Source organism: Pseudomonas sp. BIGb0278 (genome assembly GCF_024809895.1).
Lineage (GTDB): Bacteria > Pseudomonadota > Gammaproteobacteria > Pseudomonadales > Pseudomonadaceae > Aquipseudomonas > Aquipseudomonas shirazensis.
In genome coordinates, this window is the sequence record NZ_JANUEL010000001.1 from 891017 (window position 1) to 908502 (window position 17486).

At 62.5% G+C, this 17486-nt stretch carries 16 protein-coding genes, 1 pseudogene and 2 riboswitches; of the genes and pseudogenes, 2 read left to right on the plus strand and 15 right to left on the minus strand.

Annotated elements, in window-relative coordinates:
• Positions 1-15 precede the first annotated feature (15 nt).
• The 5 genes and pseudogenes from M2396_RS04145 to M2396_RS04165 all read right to left on the minus strand — a co-directional run bounded on the left by M2396_RS04145 (position 16) and on the right by M2396_RS04165 (position 4671).
• Positions 16-788, minus strand: a pseudogene (locus tag M2396_RS04145) (ParA family protein).
• A gap of 196 nt (positions 789-984) precedes the next feature.
• Positions 985-1353, minus strand: coding sequence for a hypothetical protein (locus tag M2396_RS04150; RefSeq protein ID WP_150569058.1), 369 nt, complete (start codon positions 1351-1353; stop codon positions 985-987).
• An 85-nt stretch (positions 1354-1438) separates the two neighbouring features.
• Positions 1439-2470: a UV damage endonuclease UvsE gene (locus tag M2396_RS04155; RefSeq protein ID WP_259074220.1), complete on the minus strand. Its 1032-nt coding sequence runs from the start codon at positions 2468-2470 to the stop codon at positions 1439-1441.
• A gap of 60 nt (positions 2471-2530) precedes the next feature.
• Positions 2531-4126 carry a sensor domain-containing diguanylate cyclase gene (locus M2396_RS04160; RefSeq protein ID WP_150569059.1) on the minus strand — a complete coding sequence of 532 codons (1596 nt, stop codon included), beginning with the start codon at positions 4124-4126 and terminating at the stop codon, positions 2531-2533.
• A 77-nt stretch (positions 4127-4203) separates the two neighbouring features.
• Positions 4204-4671, minus strand: coding sequence for a hypothetical protein (locus tag M2396_RS04165; protein WP_101323038.1), 468 nt, complete (start codon positions 4669-4671; stop codon positions 4204-4206).
• 297 nt (positions 4672-4968) lie between these two features.
• Between M2396_RS04165 and M2396_RS04170 the strand changes: the two genes are divergently transcribed.
• The gene (locus tag M2396_RS04170; protein ID WP_150569060.1) at positions 4969-5466 is read left to right on the plus strand and encodes a GNAT family N-acetyltransferase; all 498 of its coding nucleotides are present in this window, start codon (positions 4969-4971) and stop codon (positions 5464-5466) included.
• Between the two features lie 139 nt (positions 5467-5605).
• Here M2396_RS04170 and M2396_RS04175 read toward each other — a convergent pair whose 3' ends face one another.
• The 7 genes from M2396_RS04175 to M2396_RS04205 all read right to left on the minus strand — a co-directional run bounded on the left by M2396_RS04175 (position 5606) and on the right by M2396_RS04205 (position 14006).
• Complete coding sequence (locus tag M2396_RS04175; protein WP_259073322.1) at positions 5606-6952, minus strand: OprD family porin; 1347 nt, start codon at positions 6950-6952, stop codon at positions 5606-5608.
• The gene (locus M2396_RS04180) at positions 6949-7389 is read right to left on the minus strand and encodes a pseudoazurin (RefSeq protein WP_150569061.1); all 441 of its coding nucleotides are present in this window, start codon (positions 7387-7389) and stop codon (positions 6949-6951) included. Before M2396_RS04180 ends, M2396_RS04175 begins: the two co-directional genes overlap by 4 nt.
• A 17-nt stretch (positions 7390-7406) precedes the next feature.
• Positions 7407-8195, minus strand: coding sequence for an ABC transporter ATP-binding protein (locus M2396_RS04185; RefSeq protein WP_150572440.1), 789 nt, complete (start codon positions 8193-8195; stop codon positions 7407-7409).
• Positions 8192-9208, minus strand: a complete 1017-nt coding sequence (locus M2396_RS04190; RefSeq protein WP_220633756.1) for an iron ABC transporter permease — start codon at positions 9206-9208, stop codon at positions 8192-8194. Before M2396_RS04190 ends, M2396_RS04185 begins: the two co-directional genes overlap by 4 nt.
• Positions 9205-10218 (minus strand): ABC transporter substrate-binding protein, encoded by a 1014-nt coding sequence (locus M2396_RS04195; RefSeq protein WP_259073327.1) that lies wholly within the window; start codon positions 10216-10218, stop codon positions 9205-9207. The genes M2396_RS04190 and M2396_RS04195 overlap by 4 nt, the downstream gene beginning before the upstream one ends.
• A 126-nt stretch (positions 10219-10344) precedes the next feature.
• Positions 10345-10547: riboswitch (cobalamin riboswitch) on the minus strand.
• Between the two features lie 28 nt (positions 10548-10575).
• The gene (locus M2396_RS04200) at positions 10576-11742 is read right to left on the minus strand and encodes a DUF1624 domain-containing protein (RefSeq protein ID WP_101319984.1); all 1167 of its coding nucleotides are present in this window, start codon (positions 11740-11742) and stop codon (positions 10576-10578) included.
• A gap of 140 nt (positions 11743-11882) precedes the next feature.
• Entirely contained in the window at positions 11883-14006 is a 2124-nt protein-coding gene (locus tag M2396_RS04205) for a TonB-dependent siderophore receptor (protein ID WP_259073330.1), read from the minus strand.
• A 111-nt stretch (positions 14007-14117) separates the two neighbouring features.
• A riboswitch (cobalamin riboswitch) is annotated at positions 14118-14322 on the minus strand.
• Between the two features lie 162 nt (positions 14323-14484).
• On the opposite strand from M2396_RS04205, the gene M2396_RS04210 reads away from it, so the two are divergent.
• Complete coding sequence (locus tag M2396_RS04210; RefSeq protein ID WP_101319980.1) at positions 14485-15231, plus strand: outer membrane beta-barrel protein; 747 nt, start codon at positions 14485-14487, stop codon at positions 15229-15231.
• A 57-nt stretch (positions 15232-15288) separates the two neighbouring features.
• Here the strand turns inward: M2396_RS04210 and M2396_RS04215 are convergent, their stop codons facing one another.
• The 3 genes from M2396_RS04215 to lpxO all read right to left on the minus strand — a co-directional run bounded on the left by M2396_RS04215 (position 15289) and on the right by lpxO (position 17325).
• Complete coding sequence (locus M2396_RS04215; RefSeq protein WP_259073333.1) at positions 15289-15858, minus strand: GNAT family N-acetyltransferase; 570 nt, start codon at positions 15856-15858, stop codon at positions 15289-15291.
• 77 nt (positions 15859-15935) lie between these two features.
• Entirely contained in the window at positions 15936-16280 is a 345-nt protein-coding gene (locus M2396_RS04220) for a carboxymuconolactone decarboxylase family protein (protein ID WP_181089237.1), read from the minus strand.
• Between the two features lie 145 nt (positions 16281-16425).
• A complete protein-coding gene (gene lpxO / locus M2396_RS04225) occupies positions 16426-17325 on the minus strand; it encodes a lipid A hydroxylase LpxO (protein ID WP_259073335.1) in 900 nt (299 codons plus the stop codon).
• Positions 17326-17486 lie beyond the last annotated feature (161 nt).

The following is a 17486-nucleotide window of genomic DNA, read 5'->3' on the forward strand; positions in this document are numbered from 1 at the left end:
TGTCGCACCTGGGTGTCAGGCGGCGCGTTCCAATACATCGAGCAGGTCGACGAACTCGCGGGCCAATTTGTGCGTGGGTGCCAGATGGACCAGCGGCACGGCCGCCTGGTGCGACTCGCGCATCTTGATCGAGGCGCTCAGGTACACCGGCAGAATCGGCAGGCCTTCACCGCGCAGTTGCTCGACCAGGGTCTGGTGCAGTGCGGTGCGCCCGGCGTACTGATTGACCACCACGCCCTCGACGGTAAGTTCGGCATTGTGGTCGTGGCGCAGCTCTGCAACTTCGGCCATGACGTTGAGCAGCGCCTGGCGCGAGAAGCTGTCGCAGTCGAACGGAATCAGCAGGCGTTCGGCGGCAAGCAGGGCGCTGAAGGTATAGAAGTTCAGCGCAGGCGGGGTGTCGATATAGATCCGCTCGTAATCTTCCGACAGCGCGACCAGCAGCTTGCGCAGCTTGTTGATCTTGAATTTGCTTTCCAGACGGGTCTGCAAATCGGCCAGCTCAGGGCTGGCAGTGACCAGATGCAGGTTGGCGTAGCGTGTCTCGCTGATGGCCACACGGTTCTTCTTGCCTTCAGGGCTGGTACTGAGGGTCTGCCTGAAGAAGTCGGCAATGCCGGGGGGATCTGATCGTTGCTCAAACCGGTCAGGTAGTAGGTGGCATTGGCCTGGGGATCGAGATCGACCAGCAGCGTGCGGTAACCCTCTGCAGCACTGGCGGCGGCGAGATTGCAGGCAATGCTCGATTTGCCCACGCCACCTTTTTGATTGAATACGACTCGACGCATGCTGCGGTTCATCCCTGAAATAAGCCGTGGGGCCATAGATGGCAGTTCAGAGACAATCCTATGAAGTAAACATGACAGTATTAAGACAAGGGTTGTTACATTTTGCCCGGTGCTTGAAACCCGCATCCTGAACGAAGCCGGCACGCACGAATCGCAACTCGAACATGCCGGCGTTTAACGTGCAACGACCAGTGAATTAGCCGCCGCCACCGCCGCCTGCACCGCCGGAGCTGCCGCTACCGGAACTGCCCGAGCCAGTGCCGCTGCCTGAGCCGCCCATGCCACTGCCGCCGGTGCCGCCTTGGTTGTCATCGCTGTCAGTGGTGCTGCCGCCCATGCCGCTGCCACCGGTACCGCTGCCGTTCATGGTGCCACTGCCAGTGCCGTCACGCTGCATGGTGCCGGTGCCCGTGCCGTCGCTGTTCATGGTGCCCGGGCCAACGCCGGTAGCGCCGCCGGTCTGGGTGCTTGGCGCGTCGTTGTCATTCATGTTGGTCGCGGCCATGGCCAGTGGCGCGGTGGCGCCCAGGCAGACTGCGAGACAAAGTGCATGCATCCGCTTCATGGTGTATCTCCCGTTCATGTGAGTACATGCATTGGGCCTTGCCTCGTCGATGAGGGTGCCCCGGGACTGACGGACGGTGTTCCAATCAAATGCCGGCGGCAGCGCCATCAACGTAGCGCTGATAGAAGTCGAGGGTGGCGAGGTTCTTGTGCTTGGCCTCGAACATGATGTCGAAGTCGCCCATGAAGCCCAGCGCGTAACGGTTGGTCCAGTCGTTCCACATGCGCTCGCTGTGCTGGTACAGATCACGCTTGTTGACCTGCTCCAGCAAGGCTGGAATCTCCAGCTTCTGCTGCGCGGTAAAGCCCAGTTCCTGCAGACGCTCGGGCGGCTGCGAGTAGTGCATCACCGGGCGCACGCCGCGCCAGCTGGCGATGATCGGCGCCAGCCGTGGGTCGTCATGGGCGATGTAGTCGTTCTCGTGAATCCAGCAGTGATGGATATCCAGCACCACCGGCGCAAGGTCGGCCAGGCCCAAGCAATCGTCGACGCCGTAGGTCTTTTCATCGTTCTCGAAGGTGATGACATTGCGCGCCTCCTGCGACAGCCGCGGCCAGACGGCACGCACGCCAGCGGCACCCAGACGCCCGGCAATGTGCACGTTGCACTTGAAGTCCTGAAAGCGCTGGCCGTAGCCCATCATGCGGATCATGTCGGCGTGGTACTCGAACTCGGCCAGGCTGTTCTCGACTACGTCGGGGCGGTCCGAGCCGAGTACGCAGTACTGGCCGGGATGAAACGACAGGCGAATATCCGCGCTGCGGGCAAACGCGCCAATCGCGCCGAGGCGTGTCTGCAGGTCAGCCTGAACGTTCGGGTTACGGTAGAACTCCGCCACTTGCGGGTGGCTGTAGAGCGGCAGCAGGTCGCTGCTCAAGCGCACCATGCGCAGGGTTGGCGGCAGCTCCGCCACGTACGCCAGCAGGCGCAACTGGGCATCGAGATTGTGCTCGACCAGCTCCAGCAGCTTTGCCGCAGCGGCTTCGACGCTGGCGCTGTTGAGCCAGCGCAAGGTTGTGGTGCGCGGGTTGAAGGCCTTTTCGATGGCCTCCAGTTCCTTGATCGACAGGCTGCGATGCGGGTGGCGGTACATACAGGCAAAGCCCAGACGGGGCATGGTCATCTCCGGGTCGATGGGGCTGCAGCTTGGACATCAGCGCCGCGGCAAACGCTCAGTTCAGCTGTGCGCCGCCTCGCCACTGTGCGCGACCTGGACCTGATTGCGCCCGTTCTGCTTGGCCACATACAACGCAGCGTCGGCCTCGCTGAGCACCTCGGCCGGCAGGCTGCCAGAGTTGGCCTGCCAATGGGCTACGCCCAGCGACACGGTGATCGCACCGACCGCAGCGAGCGGTGTGTCCTGCACGCAAATGCGCAACCGCTGGGCAACCACGATGGCGATCTCCAGGCTGGCGCCAGGCAGGATCATGATGAACTCCTCGCCACCGGTGCGGCAGAGCACGTCGACTTCACGGCAACAGCTGCGCATCAGCTCGGCCAACTGGCGCAGGGCCTGATCACCCACTGCATGGCCGTAAGTGTCGTTGATCCGTTTGAAGTGATCGATGTCGAGCACGACAGCGGCGAAGTTACGCTCCTCGGCCTTGAGCAGCGACAGGTTGTATTCAAGGCTGCGGCGGTTACCGAGCCCGGTCAAGGGGTCGGTTTGCGCGTCCCGGTTGAGCCGGCCGATGCGCTCCTGCAGCAGATTGAGGCCAAACAGCAAAGCGCGCTTCAACTCGGCCGCTTCGAAGTACCAGGCACGCACCTTGTGCAGATGTTCGGCCGTACCAGGGCGGTCCAGCGCCAGCGCGCCCGCCGCCAGTTGCCACAGCGGCCGGGTGATGGCCAGGGCAAACCACCACAGGGCGAGAAAACCAAGCAACGCCAACGGCGCCGACAGCAGCACCACATTCAGAATCAGCTGACGCATTGGCGCTACTGTCTGGCTCAGCGGCTGCTGCGCGATAACGCCCCAGCCCGTGCTTGGCACTGTGGCAAAACCGGCGAGCATCTCCACGCCGGCACTGTTGTGGATCTGCCGGGTGCCCTCAGACAGGGCGGGGAGCTGATCGATCAGGGAATTACCCTCGACCACTGTCCCGACCCGCTCCGGGTCTGGGTGATAGAGCAGGCGCCGGTTACGGTCGACCACGTACAGGTACGAGCCATCCTTGTAGTAGTGCTCGCCGAGCATGCTGTTGAGGAAGTTGCGTTCACGCAGGTACACGCTGCCGCCGACATAGCCCAGGTATTTGCCTTGCCCATCGAAGATCGGCTGTGACAGCACCACCACCAGGTTATTGGCTGCCGACAGAAAAGGTGTTGATACCAGCGGGCGGCGTTCGCGCAGGGCCTCTTGCGAGCCTGGCGTCTGCACATGGGTGCCGATCAGGTGGCGCAGTGGCGCGGGCGAAACGGCGCGCAGAAACCCCTGCGCGTCGACCAGAAAGGTCGAGTTGAAGGCGATGCTCTGCTGCAGCACCCGCTCGGTCTCGGCCAGCAGCGAGGGCGCATCGTTCAGGTTGTGCGCCTGCACCCCGGCACTGAAGCCCAGTTGCTGCAGCGCGTTGCCCAGAAACGTATCGGTGATTGCTGCAAGTTTTGCCGCGTAGACCCGGTTGGCTTCCAGTGAGTGGTCGATCAGCAGTTGGCGTTGTACCCGGTAACTGGCGAAATAGCTGGTCAGCAGCATGGTCACTGCAGTCAGCGCCGAGAGTACGAGGATGAGTGTGCGCAGATCCAGGCGCAGTCCTTTCTTGGCGTGTGGCAATCCTGACCTCACTGACGGGTTACTGCGAAATACCTTATGCGTTTCGCGTGATTACAGCTACAGCTAAACCGGGCTGTTCAAGGCAGTGCTTGCAGATCGTCCTCGACCTGCTGCATACGTTGCGCGGCGAGGGCCTGTACCGCTTTGTCCTGGGCGCTGGCGCGCATCAGACCGGTGAGCTTCTCGCTGAGGCGTTTGCCCTGCTCGGTGTCGCCGAGTGCCTTGGCTTTCTCGGGGTTTTGCGTTGCCTCGACGATGGTCTCGAATTCGGCATCGCTGAAGTTGGCTGTGCTGTACAGCTTGAACAGGTCGTTGCGCTGGTCCTCGACGGTGAGGTGCTTGCGCAGTACCTGCTTGATCTGCTCTTCGGGGACCTGCGGGTGGGTCATGGCCAGCAGTGAGGCCATCCTGCCGATGTTGTGCTCGTAGGCGGCTTGCAAGGGCAGCTTGGCGAGGATCTGTTGTTCGCGGCTGGGCTGCTGGTCGCAGGCAGCGAGGGCACCGAGCAAGAGCACGGGCAGCAGCAGGTTGAGCAAGCGATTCATCGAGCAGCCCTTGGGCACAGTGGGGTGGCAAGTTTACCGTTTTTCCAGGGCCTGCGTGGCAGTTGCGCTGCGTGGGAAACGGCCTGCACAGATGTCCGGAAAGTAAACACATCGTTTTTGACAGCGGCTGCCCAGCTGCATCTGAATACCCCCTCAAGAACAGTTTTGCCGCGACGTTGCGGACTGATCCGCAGCGCCTGCCGTTTCGCCAGTCAGCTTGAGCACTCCCGTGCAATTGCGCACGGGCTGGCGATCGGGTAGAAGTTGGCTTTCACCTCGCTTCAAGGCCTGAGCGCAATGACAGACTGGATCATCACTTCGGTAGCCGCCGATGCCATCGACGAGGTGGTCGCGTTCGTCAACGACTCGCGGCGGGAGTTGTTTCCGCTGCTGGCTGACGCACCGCTGCCGGCTGACCTTGCCCGGTTCAGCGATACCTACCTGCAAGGTGGCGGCTGTTTCTTGACCGCGCGCGACAACGGCCGGCTGGTCGCAGCCATCGGCTACCTGCCTTACGACCACCGCTTCAGCCAGCTGAATTATCACGACTTCACTGTGGTGGAAGTGGTGCGGCTGTTCGTTTTGCCCGAGTACCGCCGCTGTGGTCTGGCTGCAGCGCTGTTTGCAGAGCTGCGGTTGCGGGCCAAGGCTGCTGGAATCGAATGTTTGTATCTGCATACGCATCCGTTTCTGCCAGGAGCGATTCGCTTCTGGGAGCGGCAAGGGTTTGTCGTCACCGATATTGAACAGGACCCTGTATGGCAAACGACGCATATGCAGTTGCTGCTGGTGTAGTGGGTGAGAAGGCACTGTGGGGGTTGAGCTAAGGCGTCGCCGTCGGCAGGTTGCCGGGACCGTTTGGCGAACCGACTGAGGTAGATAAGCGCAGACGCAGTCAGAGTTTCTCGTTCTGATCAGCTTCGCTCTGCCTGCCTCAAAACCCACCCGTAAGCGGATACTCCACCGCTACCCGAATCTGATCCGCATCCAGCTCAGCTTGCGCCGTGTTCCCACGATGCAGGTCATGCCGCAGAGAGAACACCGTGCCTTTGGCCTTGCCGCTCTGTACTACATAGCGCGCTTCAAGGTCGCGTTCCCAATGTTTGCCGCCACGGCCATAACCGAGATAGGCATAACCGCCGCGTGGATCGACACGAATGCCGTCGATATCGAAACCGCGTACATACAGCGCCGTCAGGTTCAACCCAGGCACGCCGTAGGCGCCCATGTCCAGGTCGTAGCGCGCCTGCCAGGACTTCTCGTTGGGGGCGTTGAAGTCGGACAGCTGCACCGCGTTGCTGATGAAAATGGCGCCGCGGCTGACGTAGTCGAACGGGGTGTCGCCGCGCACTTGCTGCCAGCCGAGACTGAAACCGTGTGGCCCGTGGTTGTAGCGCGAGACCAGGCTCCAGGTGGTGTTGTCGATCTGCCCGGACAAGGCCTTGCCGGTGTCGCGGGTGCGGTACAGGTTGAGGTCGAGGCTGACGCTGCGTTGGTCGCTCAGCGCGTGGCTGAGGGTGCTGCCCAGGTAGTGCTGGTTCCAGGTGTCTTCATAGAGCGAGGTGTACAAGCTGACGCTGACGGCATCGCTCGGGTTCCAGACCATGCCGGCGAGGTCGAAGCTGTCGCCCTTGAGGGCATTCGAGTAGTTCACCACCAGGCCTTGGTTGTGGCTGCTGGCGTTACGGTCGGCGCTCTCGGTGAAGTGCCCGGCAACCAGTTTCAAGGTGTCAACTTCGTTGCTGGTCAACAACCAGCCGGTTGCAGTCTCTGGCAGCAGGCGGCTGTCGGAGGCGTTGAATACCGGCGTTTTTACCCGTTGTTCACCGTAGCTCAGCACCGTGTCGGCCATTCGCAGTTTAAGTGCGGCGCCAGCGCGGCTGTACTCGGTTTTCGGGTGGCCTTGATTGTCCACGCTGAGCAAGCGCGCCTTGCCCGCACGGCCGCCGCCGCTGTCGAGTTGCACGCCGAGGTAAGCGTGGGCATCGACGCCAACCCCGATCAGGCCCTGGGTGAAACCTGACTGCAAGGTGCCCATCAGGCCATAGCCCCACTCTTCGGCTTTGCCGCTACGCTCGCTACGCGGTTTGTAGGCGTTGCGCGCGCCGCTATTGCTGGCGCCGTGACGATAATCGCGCTGGTCGAATACGCTGCGGTTGAGCAGGCTCCAGCTGCTGTCTTCAATCAGCCCGTTGGCCTTTGCCTGGGCAGACTCGGCGGCTGCCAGAGGGGAGAAAGTGATCAGCGGGAGCAGAGCAGCAGCGCGCTTGAAATGGCTCACTGACCTGTTCCCAGTTTCTCCAGCTGTACTTGCAGGCGGGCCTTGGCCCGGGCTGGCAAGGTCGCCGGCAGGGCCGGCATATTGACCGCCGGTTCGCCAACCTGGATCAACATGACCATGCCCATCGCCAGGTGCGGAATGCACTGAATTGCATACAACCCCGGTACGCTGAACTGCTGCTCGTGGGGCTGATTGAGCTTGCTCTTGAAGGCTTCGGCGCCGGCTGGCAGCAGCTCGGCCAGGGTCGCGGCATTGTGCCCGCTCATGCTCGGCACAAAGCGCACGCTGTCGCCGGGAGCGATGTGCAGGTGGTCCGGTTCATAGACCATGGCGCCGTCGCTGCCGCGGTTGAGCATCTTTACTTCATGGATTTCGGCGTGAGCCGGCGGGGCGAGTAGGGCGCTGCACAGCAGCAAGGCGAGAGGGCGCGAAAACATAGTGGGAACATCCGTGTTCAAGGGGCGCGAAAACGCAGTATGCGGGCGCCGTCATAAGGATCGGTGAGGTAGTGAGCGTGCACGCCGAAGGTGCGCAGCAGGCGCTCTGGGGTCAGCACGTCATGCGGCTTGCCGAGGGCTACCAAGCGGCCTTGATCGAGCACCGCGAGGCGGTCGCAGGTCAACGCCTGGTTCAAATCATGTAAAGCCACCAAGGTCGTCACCGGCAGTGCCTGGACCTGTTGCAGCAGGCTCAGTTGGTGCTGGATATCGAGGTGGTTGGTTGGCTCATCGAGCAGCAATACGCCTGGCCGCTGGGCCAGCGCTCGGGCGATGTGCACGCGCTGCCGCTCGCCGCCGGACAGGCTGTGCCAGAGACGCTGGCGCAAGTGCAGGGCGTCAAGATCGGTAAGGGCCTGCTCGACGATGCGCCGATCCTCGGGGGAGTACGGCGCCAGCGCCGACAGCCATGGTGTGCGGCCCAGGGCCACGGCGTCATACACGCTGATGGCATCGCTGGTGTCGGCTTGCTGCTCGACCAGAGCCAAAGCCTGGGCGATCTGCCGCCGGGGCATGCGCGCCAGTGGCTGGCCGAGCAGTTGCACTTCACCACTGCTCGGTTTGAGCAGGCCGGCAAGCAGTTTGAGCAGGGTCGATTTGCCGGAGCCATTTGGGCCAACCACGCCGAGGGTTTCCCCGGCGATCACCTCAAGCTCGACCGCTTCGAGCACATCGTTGCCACCCAGACGCAGGCCAAGGCCTCGGCAACTGAGCGGCGCGAGATTCACGGTGTTGAGGTTGGTCATGCGCGCCCCCGGCGGCTTACCAGAATCAAGGCGAACAGCGGCGCGCCAATCAGCGCAGTGACCACGCCGACCGGAATCACCTGCCCAGGAATCAAGGTCCGCGAAAGGATATCGGCGCTGATCAGGAACAGCGCACCACCCAGGGCACTGGCCGGCAGCAGGCGGCTGTGCCCGGTGCCGAGCAGCAGGCGCAGTGCGTGCGGAATGACCAGGCCGACAAAGCCGATGGCGCCGACAATCGATACCATCACTGCCGTAACCAGCGCCGCGCAGCTGATCAGCAGCAGTTGGCTGCGGCGCACCGGAATACCCAGCGAGGCCGCCGAGTCGGCGCCGAAGGTAAAGGCGTCGAGGGTGCGCCGATGCCACAGGCATACCGCCAAACCCAGCAGCGCCACCGGCACCGCCAGCCACACCGACGGCCAACGCACGCCGCTGAGGTTACCCAGCAGCCAGAACAGAATGCCGCGCGCCTGTTCGGCAGTCGCCGACTTGGTGATCAAGAATGCCGTAAGCGCGCTGAACAACTGCGAGCCAGCGATCCCGGCCAGAATCACCTGGGCATTGCCGCCGCCAGCACCGCTGGCCCGCGACAGCAACAGGACCAGGCCGAACGCTGCCAGTGCACCAATGAACGCGCCGCCCGACATCGACAGCGCAGCGCCACCAAGCCCGAGCAGGGCTACCGCGACCGCACCCGTCGAGGCGCCCGCCGACAACCCAAGCAGATACGGCTCGGCCAGCGGATTGCGCAGCAGCGCCTGCAGGATCACCCCGCAGGTCGCCAGCCCGGCGCCGCATGCGGCAGCCACCAGGGTGCGGGTCAGGCGATAGTTCCAGACGATGCCCGCGTCGATCGGGTCGACTGGGTAACCGGCGTCCCACAGGTGGTTGGCCAGGACCTGCACGACCACGCTGGGCGCCACTGGCGTTTCACCAATGGCGATACCGGCAAGCATCGCCCCCAGCAAGGCGAGCAGGGCAGCGGCGCAGTAGGGCAGCAGACGCATCATGGTTGCTCGGCTTTCCCCGAAGCAAACGCGTTGGACAGCGTCTCCAGGCCACGGAACAGGCGAATACCGGCCTGCATCGCGTCGGCATCGAGGACGATGATGCGGCCCTCGCGAACGGCGTCCATGTGTTTGGTGACGGGGTCACTACGGAGGAATTCGAGCTTCTTCTGGTAGTCATCGGCAGGGAAGCGGCGGCGGTCCATGCGGGCGATGATCAGCCAGGTCGGGTTGGCCTTGGCCAGGGTTTCCCAGCCAACGGTTGGCCACTCTTCGCTGGACTCGACCACGTTGCGCACCCCCAGGGTCTGCAGCATGAAGTCGGCCACGCCCTGGCGGCCGGCGACATAGGGGTCGATGTCGAGGTCGGCACTGGAGAACCAGAACAGGGCGGAGGTCTGCGACAGGTCGTGGCCGGCCAGCTGTTTGCGGGCAGTGTCCAGGCTCTGCTTGAGCTCGTTGTTGAGCGCTTCGCCACGCGCCTGCACGTCGAAGATCTCGGCCAGTTGGCTGACGCTTTTGTAGATGCTGGCGATCTGGAACGGCTGCAGCCGGGTGCCGTCGGCACCGACCAGGTTGTCCTTGCCTTCGCAGTCGGACGGCAGCACATAGGTCGGCACGTTCAGCTCGTTGAACTGCTCACGGGTGCCGACCACACCCTGTGCGCCGATCATCCATTCGAACTGCGCAGCTACCAGTTGCGGGCGCTTGCCGACCACTGCTTCAAAGCTTGGGTCGTTGTCAGCGAGGCGCTCGACCTGGTCGTTCTGCGCCTTGAACTCGGGCAGCACGTTGTTGAACCACAGCGAGGTGCCCACCAGCTTGTCGCCCAGGCCCAGTGCATAGAGCATTTCGGTACCGGCCTGGCCGATGGTCACTGCGCGCTGCGGCGCCTGGGCAAAGGTCTGCACAGCGCCGCAGTTGTCGATGGTCAGCGGATAGTGGGTGGCGGCGGCCTGGGCCAGGCCAGACAGGCTCAGGCCTGCCAGCAGGGTCACGAAACGGGGCAGCATGGGCGGGCGATCTCCTATCGAACAATGCGGGGAATGAACCCACGGACAGGCATCGCCTTGCCCATTGCGCACGGCAACGGGCAGCACCCTGGGAAGGGTGGAGATGGCCAGCCCGGACACCCCGCCGGTTGGTAAATGTTTGCCGGCAGGTCTCCTGACTGGTGCGTCATGGCCTGGCTCCAGCCTTCCCGGGTCAGCAACCCAGTGGCATCGATGGAGCAGGCTCGGCACTTACAGTTGCGGGGGCAGTTCCGTTTCGCCTGCATTCAAGGGCAGGCCTGGGATTCCCTGTTAGTTCCGTGATGGAAACCGGCGGGCGGCATGGTAGACCATCACGCCGCCGGGGGAAAACGCTTTTCAGAGATACTTGAGCCAGCTGATGTCGCGGCGGCGCGCCTTGAGTTGGGCAAACTGGCGCACCGGCAGGTACAACGCCGCCGCCAGCAAGCCTGCAGTCAGCCAGATGAAGCCGATGCTGTCGAAGCCGAAATAACCACCCTGATTGAGCCCGAACAGCGCGACACAGGCCAGGTACAGCAGCTTGAGCACATACAGGTGCAGCAGGTAGAAAAACATCGGCGCCGCGCCGAACACTGCCAACACACTGATCCAGCGCGCCTGGCCGGCGCGTTCGAAGCCGCGCAGCAACAGCAGCCCGGCGCCCAGCGTCAGCGCCAGGAACAGCAGTGACGGTGGGTACTTGGTGATGTTGCAAAAGCTCATCACGGTCTGCATCAGGCTCGGGTAGCTGCTCCAGGGCGCTTCGCCGTAGCCATTGAGCAGGCGCAGGCCGACGAAGCCGAGCAGGGCCGCTACACCCGCCAGCAGCAAGCGCCGTTGGCGCACGCTGGCGACGCTGCTGCGGGCGAACCAGGGGCCGAGGGCGTAGCCAAGGGCAATCACGCCAATCCACGGCAGCACTGGGTAGGAAGTGCGCATGCGCAGGCTGTCGGACACCTCCAGCCAGCCGCGGTCATGCAGGATCGCCCACGGCACATGCATGACCGAGCCGGGCGCAAAGTGCACGCCGTCGAGCAGGTTATGCCCGGCGATGATCAGCGCACTGAGCGCGATCAGCGCCGGGCGTGGCAGCCAGACCAGCAGTGACAGCGCGATCATGCTCACGCCGATCGCCCAGATCACCTGCATGTAGATCACCGTCGGGGGCAACTGGAAGGTCCAGGCGAAGTTGACCAGGGTGAATTCCAGCACCACCAGAAACAGCCCGCGCTTGAACAGGAACGCCGAGGTGGCGCCGCGGCCTTGATACTTCTCGCCATACAGCCAGGCCGAAAGACCGGTCAGCAGGACGAACACCGGGGCGCACAGATGCGCCAGGGTGCGGCTGAAAAACAGCGAAGGTTCGGTGCTTTCGATGGTCATCGGGTCAACCACCTGATGATGCATGAAGAAGGTCTCGCGTACGTGATCGAGCAGCATGAACAGAATGACCAGCCCGCGCAGGGCATCGATGCTCTGCAGGCGTTGGCTGACGAGGGTGGGGGAGGTCAGAGCGCTTGTCATGAAATTTCGCTGGTGAGGTTTTGTGTAACGTTATCTTATAACTATTGGTTTTCCTGTTGAAAGTCTTTTGTCGGCGAGCGTAGTGCCCATGAAGGCCCTGGCTAGCCCGTTGCTGCGCGGCTAGCCAGGGTAAATCGCGTTTAGAAGCTGTAGTCCAGCGTGGCGAAATACGAGCGTGGTGCGCCCAGCAGCCACTGCTCGCCGCTGTAGGCGGCCGTCACGTAGTTGCGGTTTAACAGGTTGTTCAACTGCAGGCCCAGGCGCACATCAGGCAGCACTTGCCAGCCCAGGTTGGCATCGACCACGGTGTAGCTGGGGATGCTCTGGCTATTGCCGGTGTCGGCGTAACGTGTGTCGACATAACGCAGACCGACGCCGGCGTCGACGTTCTGGCCAAAGCCTTTGCTCAGCCACAGGTTGGCACTGCGTCGCGGCACATTGGCCGGGCGTTTGCCGCTGCGGTCGGTGGCAACGCCTGCCACGCTTTCATTGAAGTCGTCGTACTTGGCCCGTAGCAGGGCGGCGTTGGCCGACAGCTGCCACTGGTTGGCCAGGGCCAATTCGAGGGTCGCTTCCAGGCCATCGGAGGTCTGCTGGCCGGCCTGTTGCGGTTGATGGCTGACAGGGTCGTCGACCAGCAGCTTTTTCTTGACGATGTGATAAGCGGCCAAGGTCCACTCGCCACGGCCATCAAGAATGCGCTGCTTGACGCCAAGTTCGGTCTGGCGCGCTTCGGTCAGGTCGAAGTTCATCTGTGCCGAGCTGAGGCTGACCAGGTTTTCCACACCGTCTTCACTGGTCGAGTACTGGCCGTACAGCGCCAGGTCCGGCGTCAGCGCATAGACCAGCCCTGCGCGCCAGTTGCCGCCGCTGAGACTGCGGTCGGTGCGGCTGCCGTCGACCAGGTTATCGCGCTCGATGTGGTTTTGATCACGGCGAATACCGGTGACCAGCGACAGCTGCTCAGTCAACTGCGTGCGGTTTTCGGCGAACAGCGCTGCGCTGTGGGTGGTACTGAACGAACGCGGTTGCAGCGGCGTGGCGCTGACGAACTGGCCGGGCGCGGGCTGCCACGGGTCAATGTAGTCGTTGCCGATATCGTTGTAGGGCCAGTTGTTGGTCAGGCGGAAACGGATCTTGTTGTATTCGGCGCCCACCACGGTCGTGCTGGCCAGGCCAAACAGGCTGTGCTGGAAGGTGAAGCTCTGGCGATCACCGATCTGCTCCTGGTTGTGCTTGATCTCGAGAAAACCATTGCGCAGCAGTTGGCCGACGTCTGCGTCCCAGTTGTAGTTTTCGGCGTTGCGCCAGTGGCGACGGCTCTTGATGTAATAGAGCTGGTTGCTGGCGCTGACGTTGTCGCTGATAGCCCACTCGCTGCTCAGGCGGGTCCATTCATCGTGGTAGCGCAATTCGGCGTCACGCACGTTGTAGTTCTTGTCGCGCAGGCTGTCACGGTAGTGCCCGGCAATCAGCGGTGTGCCGAAGTAGTTCATCGGCTCGGCGTCGCCGCGTTCGTGGGCGAGGGTGAAACTCAGGTCTTCGTTGGCATCGAAGCGCAGTGCCAGGCTCAGGGCCATGCTGCGTGAGTCGCCGCGGTCGATATGGCCATTGCCTTGCTGCTGGTTGATGGTGGCACGGTAGCTGAGGCGCTCGCTCAGGCTGCCGCCGCTGTCCAGGCCTAGTTGCTGGCGGTCCCATGAGCCGTAGCCCAGGCGCAGCTGGTTGTGGATCTCGCCTTGCACGTGCTTTTTCGGGATGACGTTGACCACCGCGCCGGTGGCGCCTTCGCCGTATAACACCGACGCCGGACCGCGCAGCACTTCGATACGTTCGACCAGCCATGGGTCGACCGGGAAAGTCTGGGTGCCGGCACCGGTGTACAGGCGCGCGCCGTCGAACAGGGTCATCACCGAACCATGGCCGTTGAAGCCGCGTGCGCTGAGGCCAGTGCCGCCATCGCCTGGGGTGCCGATGGAGGTGATACCCGGGGTGCGGGTGACCGCATCCTGCACGGTGAGGTTGCTGCGCTGCTGGATCTGTTCGGCGCTAAGGCTGCTGACACTGGCTGGTGTTTCGAAGGCAGTCAGGCCGAGGCGCGAGCCGGTCTCGCTGCTGCTGGTGAGGTCGGCGCTTGCGTCGCGGCGTTCGCTGATCGCGATAGAGGGCAGGGCGACGACCTTGCTCGTCGGCTCTGCGGCCACGGCTGGCGAAGCGGCGGCAATGCAGGCCGCCAGAAGAGTAAAGGTATTGGTACGGGACATGTCGTTCCACTGGTGCAGGAAGTAAGGATCCCGGTGGAAACAACGCAAAGACAAGCGGGCACGAACGCTGGGCGCACGCGCAAACCGGCCTGCGCCCGCCCACCGCGGGTTTGCCAACTGAAAGTTGCAGGCCGGTCTCCGGGCTTGCGAGGGCTGGAAACCTTCACCTTCCCGTGCACGGGCACAGTGGTGTGTCGAAGGTTTCACTCGCTTACCGTTGCGGGGGCAGCGCCGGACTAGTCATGCAGATGACGCACCGGCTTCCCGTTTCACCCTGCGCACGGCGGCGCAGGACACCTGAAACTGGCGCGCATCTGAGCATCGAAATTGACCTTAGTCAAACCTTGGCGCTAGGAAAAATTTGTGACGCATTAGAGGTTTGCGAGTTTTTACTGATTTTTTTCGAACTTTTCACATTTGGTGTGCATCGAACCGCTCGATTGTCACAGAAACACCCACGTCATGGAGACCTTTACCAATGTCCACCCGTAACCTGTTGCGTCATTCTTGCCTGCTGGCCCTGATCGCAGCCCCGCTTGCTGCCAGCGCTGCGCCAAGTACCGATCCGCTGTTCACCTTCGGCCTGCTCGGCAGCTACGACAAATTCAAGTTCGAAGGCGGTTCTGAATCGGAGACCGATCACCTCGGTCAAGGTGGCCTGTTCGCCAACTATGGCAACAAGATGACCGCCGAATCCGGCTTTATCTATCAGATTGGCGCGGATGCTAAATACGGCAAGAAGAGCGACAACAAGCTCAAGGAGGCCAAGGTTGATCTGGACCTGGGCTGGCGTGCTGCGATGGACGCGCGCAACTTCCTCGACTTCACCGTGGGCGGCGGTTATGACTGGTCGCGCTTCGAACCGGAGCTCAACGACCTGGATACCGAGCTGACCTACAAGTCGCCGTTCGCCAAGGCTGCCGTCGGCTACAACCACCAGTTCGATGCTTCGACGCTGCGCGTGGAAGTCGGTGCCCGCCGCACCCTCGACGGCCGCGCCAAGCTCAAGGTCGACGATTTCGGCAGCGACACCGTCGATATGAAAGACCGCACCAACCCTTATGCCGAAGTCAGCCTGCTGATGAACCAGCAGGGCGGTATGCCCATTTACGGCAGCGTCTACTACACCCGCACCGAGTACAAACTCGATGAAGAGTCGGATGCAGCCGACAATACCAAGCTCAAGCGTGATGAGTTCGGCGTGAAGGTAGGTCTGGCGTTCTGATTCAGCGCGTTAGCAGGGGGCCGCATAGCGGTCCCCGTTTACTACGCAGGTCCGCGGCTACTTGCCACGCCGCCGCGACACCCGCGCTTCAATGTTCTTGCGCCCGATCAGCAGCGCAGGTTTCTCCACCACCGGCTCATCCGCCAGCCATTTGTACATCACCAGGCAATCTACCAGCCCCAGCCGGGCATGCCGGTAGGCCTTGGGCAGGCGGCCGACTTCATCGAAGCCAAGCTTGCGCCACAGCGCCACGGCCACCTCGTTAGTCGCCACCACCGAATTGAACTGCAACGCCAGAAACCCTTCCTGGCGGGCAAGCTTCTGTGAGTGCTCGCACATCAACCTGGCCACGCCACGCCCGCGTGCAGCCGGGCAGACCATGTAGCCACAATTGCCCACATGGGCGCCGGGTCCGGCGGCATTGGCTTTGAGGTAATACGAGCCAAGCAGCTCGCCGTCCTGCTCCGCCACCAACGTATGCAGCGGTGCCTCAAGCCACAGCTGGCGCGCCTGCTCGAAGCTGATCTGCGGGTCGAAGGCGTAGGTTTCGCGGGCCTGGACGATGCTTTGCAAGGTGGGCCAGAAGGCCTCGAAGTCGGCGGCGGTCATGGGGCGAATGTGGATCATGGCGGTACCTGCACGGGCTGAGCCGGCAAGTCTGGTGGTGCAGGCGCCGCCGCGCAAGTGCGGCGACGCCGACAGGCTTACTCGTCGGCTTTGCCCAGCGCATCCAGAGCTCGGGTCGAATAGACCAGCGCAGCTCCAGCGTTCATTGCCACGGCGACACCGAGCGCCTCGGCGATCTGCTCGCGGGTCGCGCCCTGCTTGAGGGCTTCCTTGGAGTGCACGGCAATGCAGCCGTCGCAGCGGGTGGTGACGGCAACCGCCAGCGAGATCAATTCGCGGGTCTTGGCATCCAGGTGGTTGGTCTTGGCCCCGGCGCCGCTGGCGGTCATGTAGCCCGCGACGGTGTCCGGTGAGAGTTGCTTGAGGTCGCCGATGCCAGCCATCAGCTGCTTACGGTAGGCGTCCCAGTCCATCATGCTCATTGTCTTCACCTTGTAGGGTTGCGGCAGGAGCTTTCAGGCTAGTCGAGTGGAGAGCGTTGGCGAGCGGGATAATAGTCGAAAGCGTGTTGCACTTAGGTAGCAAGCATTCAGCGCCGCCGGCATGACGGCGCCTTGCCAGGCTGCCTCAGATGTAGATGAACACCAGCACCAGGGCCGCTACCACCAGCCACTTTTCCAGGTAATAGCGCATGCGGTTGCGTTTTTTCAACGCCTTGCCACGCTCGCGGATTTTGTAGATGCGGGTGAACAGGCGGTTGATTGCGCCAGTCTTGTCATTGGCGTTGTTGGGCGCTGCAGCCGCGGCCATCACCTTGCGGCTGAACCAGCGGTTGAAGGCGCTAGCCCAGCGGTACTTGAGCGGCCGCTCGACATCGCAAAAGAGGATGATGCGGTTGTGCTCGGTGGTGTTGGCGGCGTAGTGGATGTAAGTTTCGTCGAAAATCACCGCCTCGCCGTCGCGCCACGAGTATTTTTCGCCGTCGACATCGATATAGCAGCCATCGTCGTTCGGCGTGTCCAGGCCCAGGTGATAACGATAGGAGCCGGCATACGGGTCACGGTGGCGAACCAGCTTGGCGCCTGGGGGCAGGGTGGCGAACATGGCCGCCTTGACCGTACCGATGCCTTGCAGCAGCTCGGTGGTGCGCGGGCACAGGGTCATCGCCGACGGGTGGGTCTCGCCATACCACTTCAGGTAGAAGCGCTTCCAGCCGGTCTTGAAGAACGAATTGAAGCCGACGTCGTCATGGTTGTCGGACTTTTTGATTTCGCCAACGTGCAGCAGTTGCTGGGCTTCAGCGCGGATTTCCTGCCAGTTGTCCTTGAGTGGTTGCAGCTCAGGGAAGGCATCGACCGGCAGGTAGGGTTTGGCCGGAAGCTTGGAAAACAGGTAGAGGAAGCTGTTGATCGGCGCGAGGAAACTCGAATGATCGCCCAGCTGGCGCGTCAGTTTGTGGCGCACACGACCACGCAGATGCACATAGGCAATCGAGAGGACGAAGATTAGTACGAAAGCAATTTTCATCGACAAACACTTGTAGAGAATGGCCATGAGCCATGGCTAGAGCGCGCCAGCATAAACAAACCGCGTACGACTTTGTACTTATTGTTACATTTGATCGACGGTACTTTGGTGGCATTGCCTACGTGTCGCGCAAACGTTTCCGCTAGGATTTTCGGCTCATC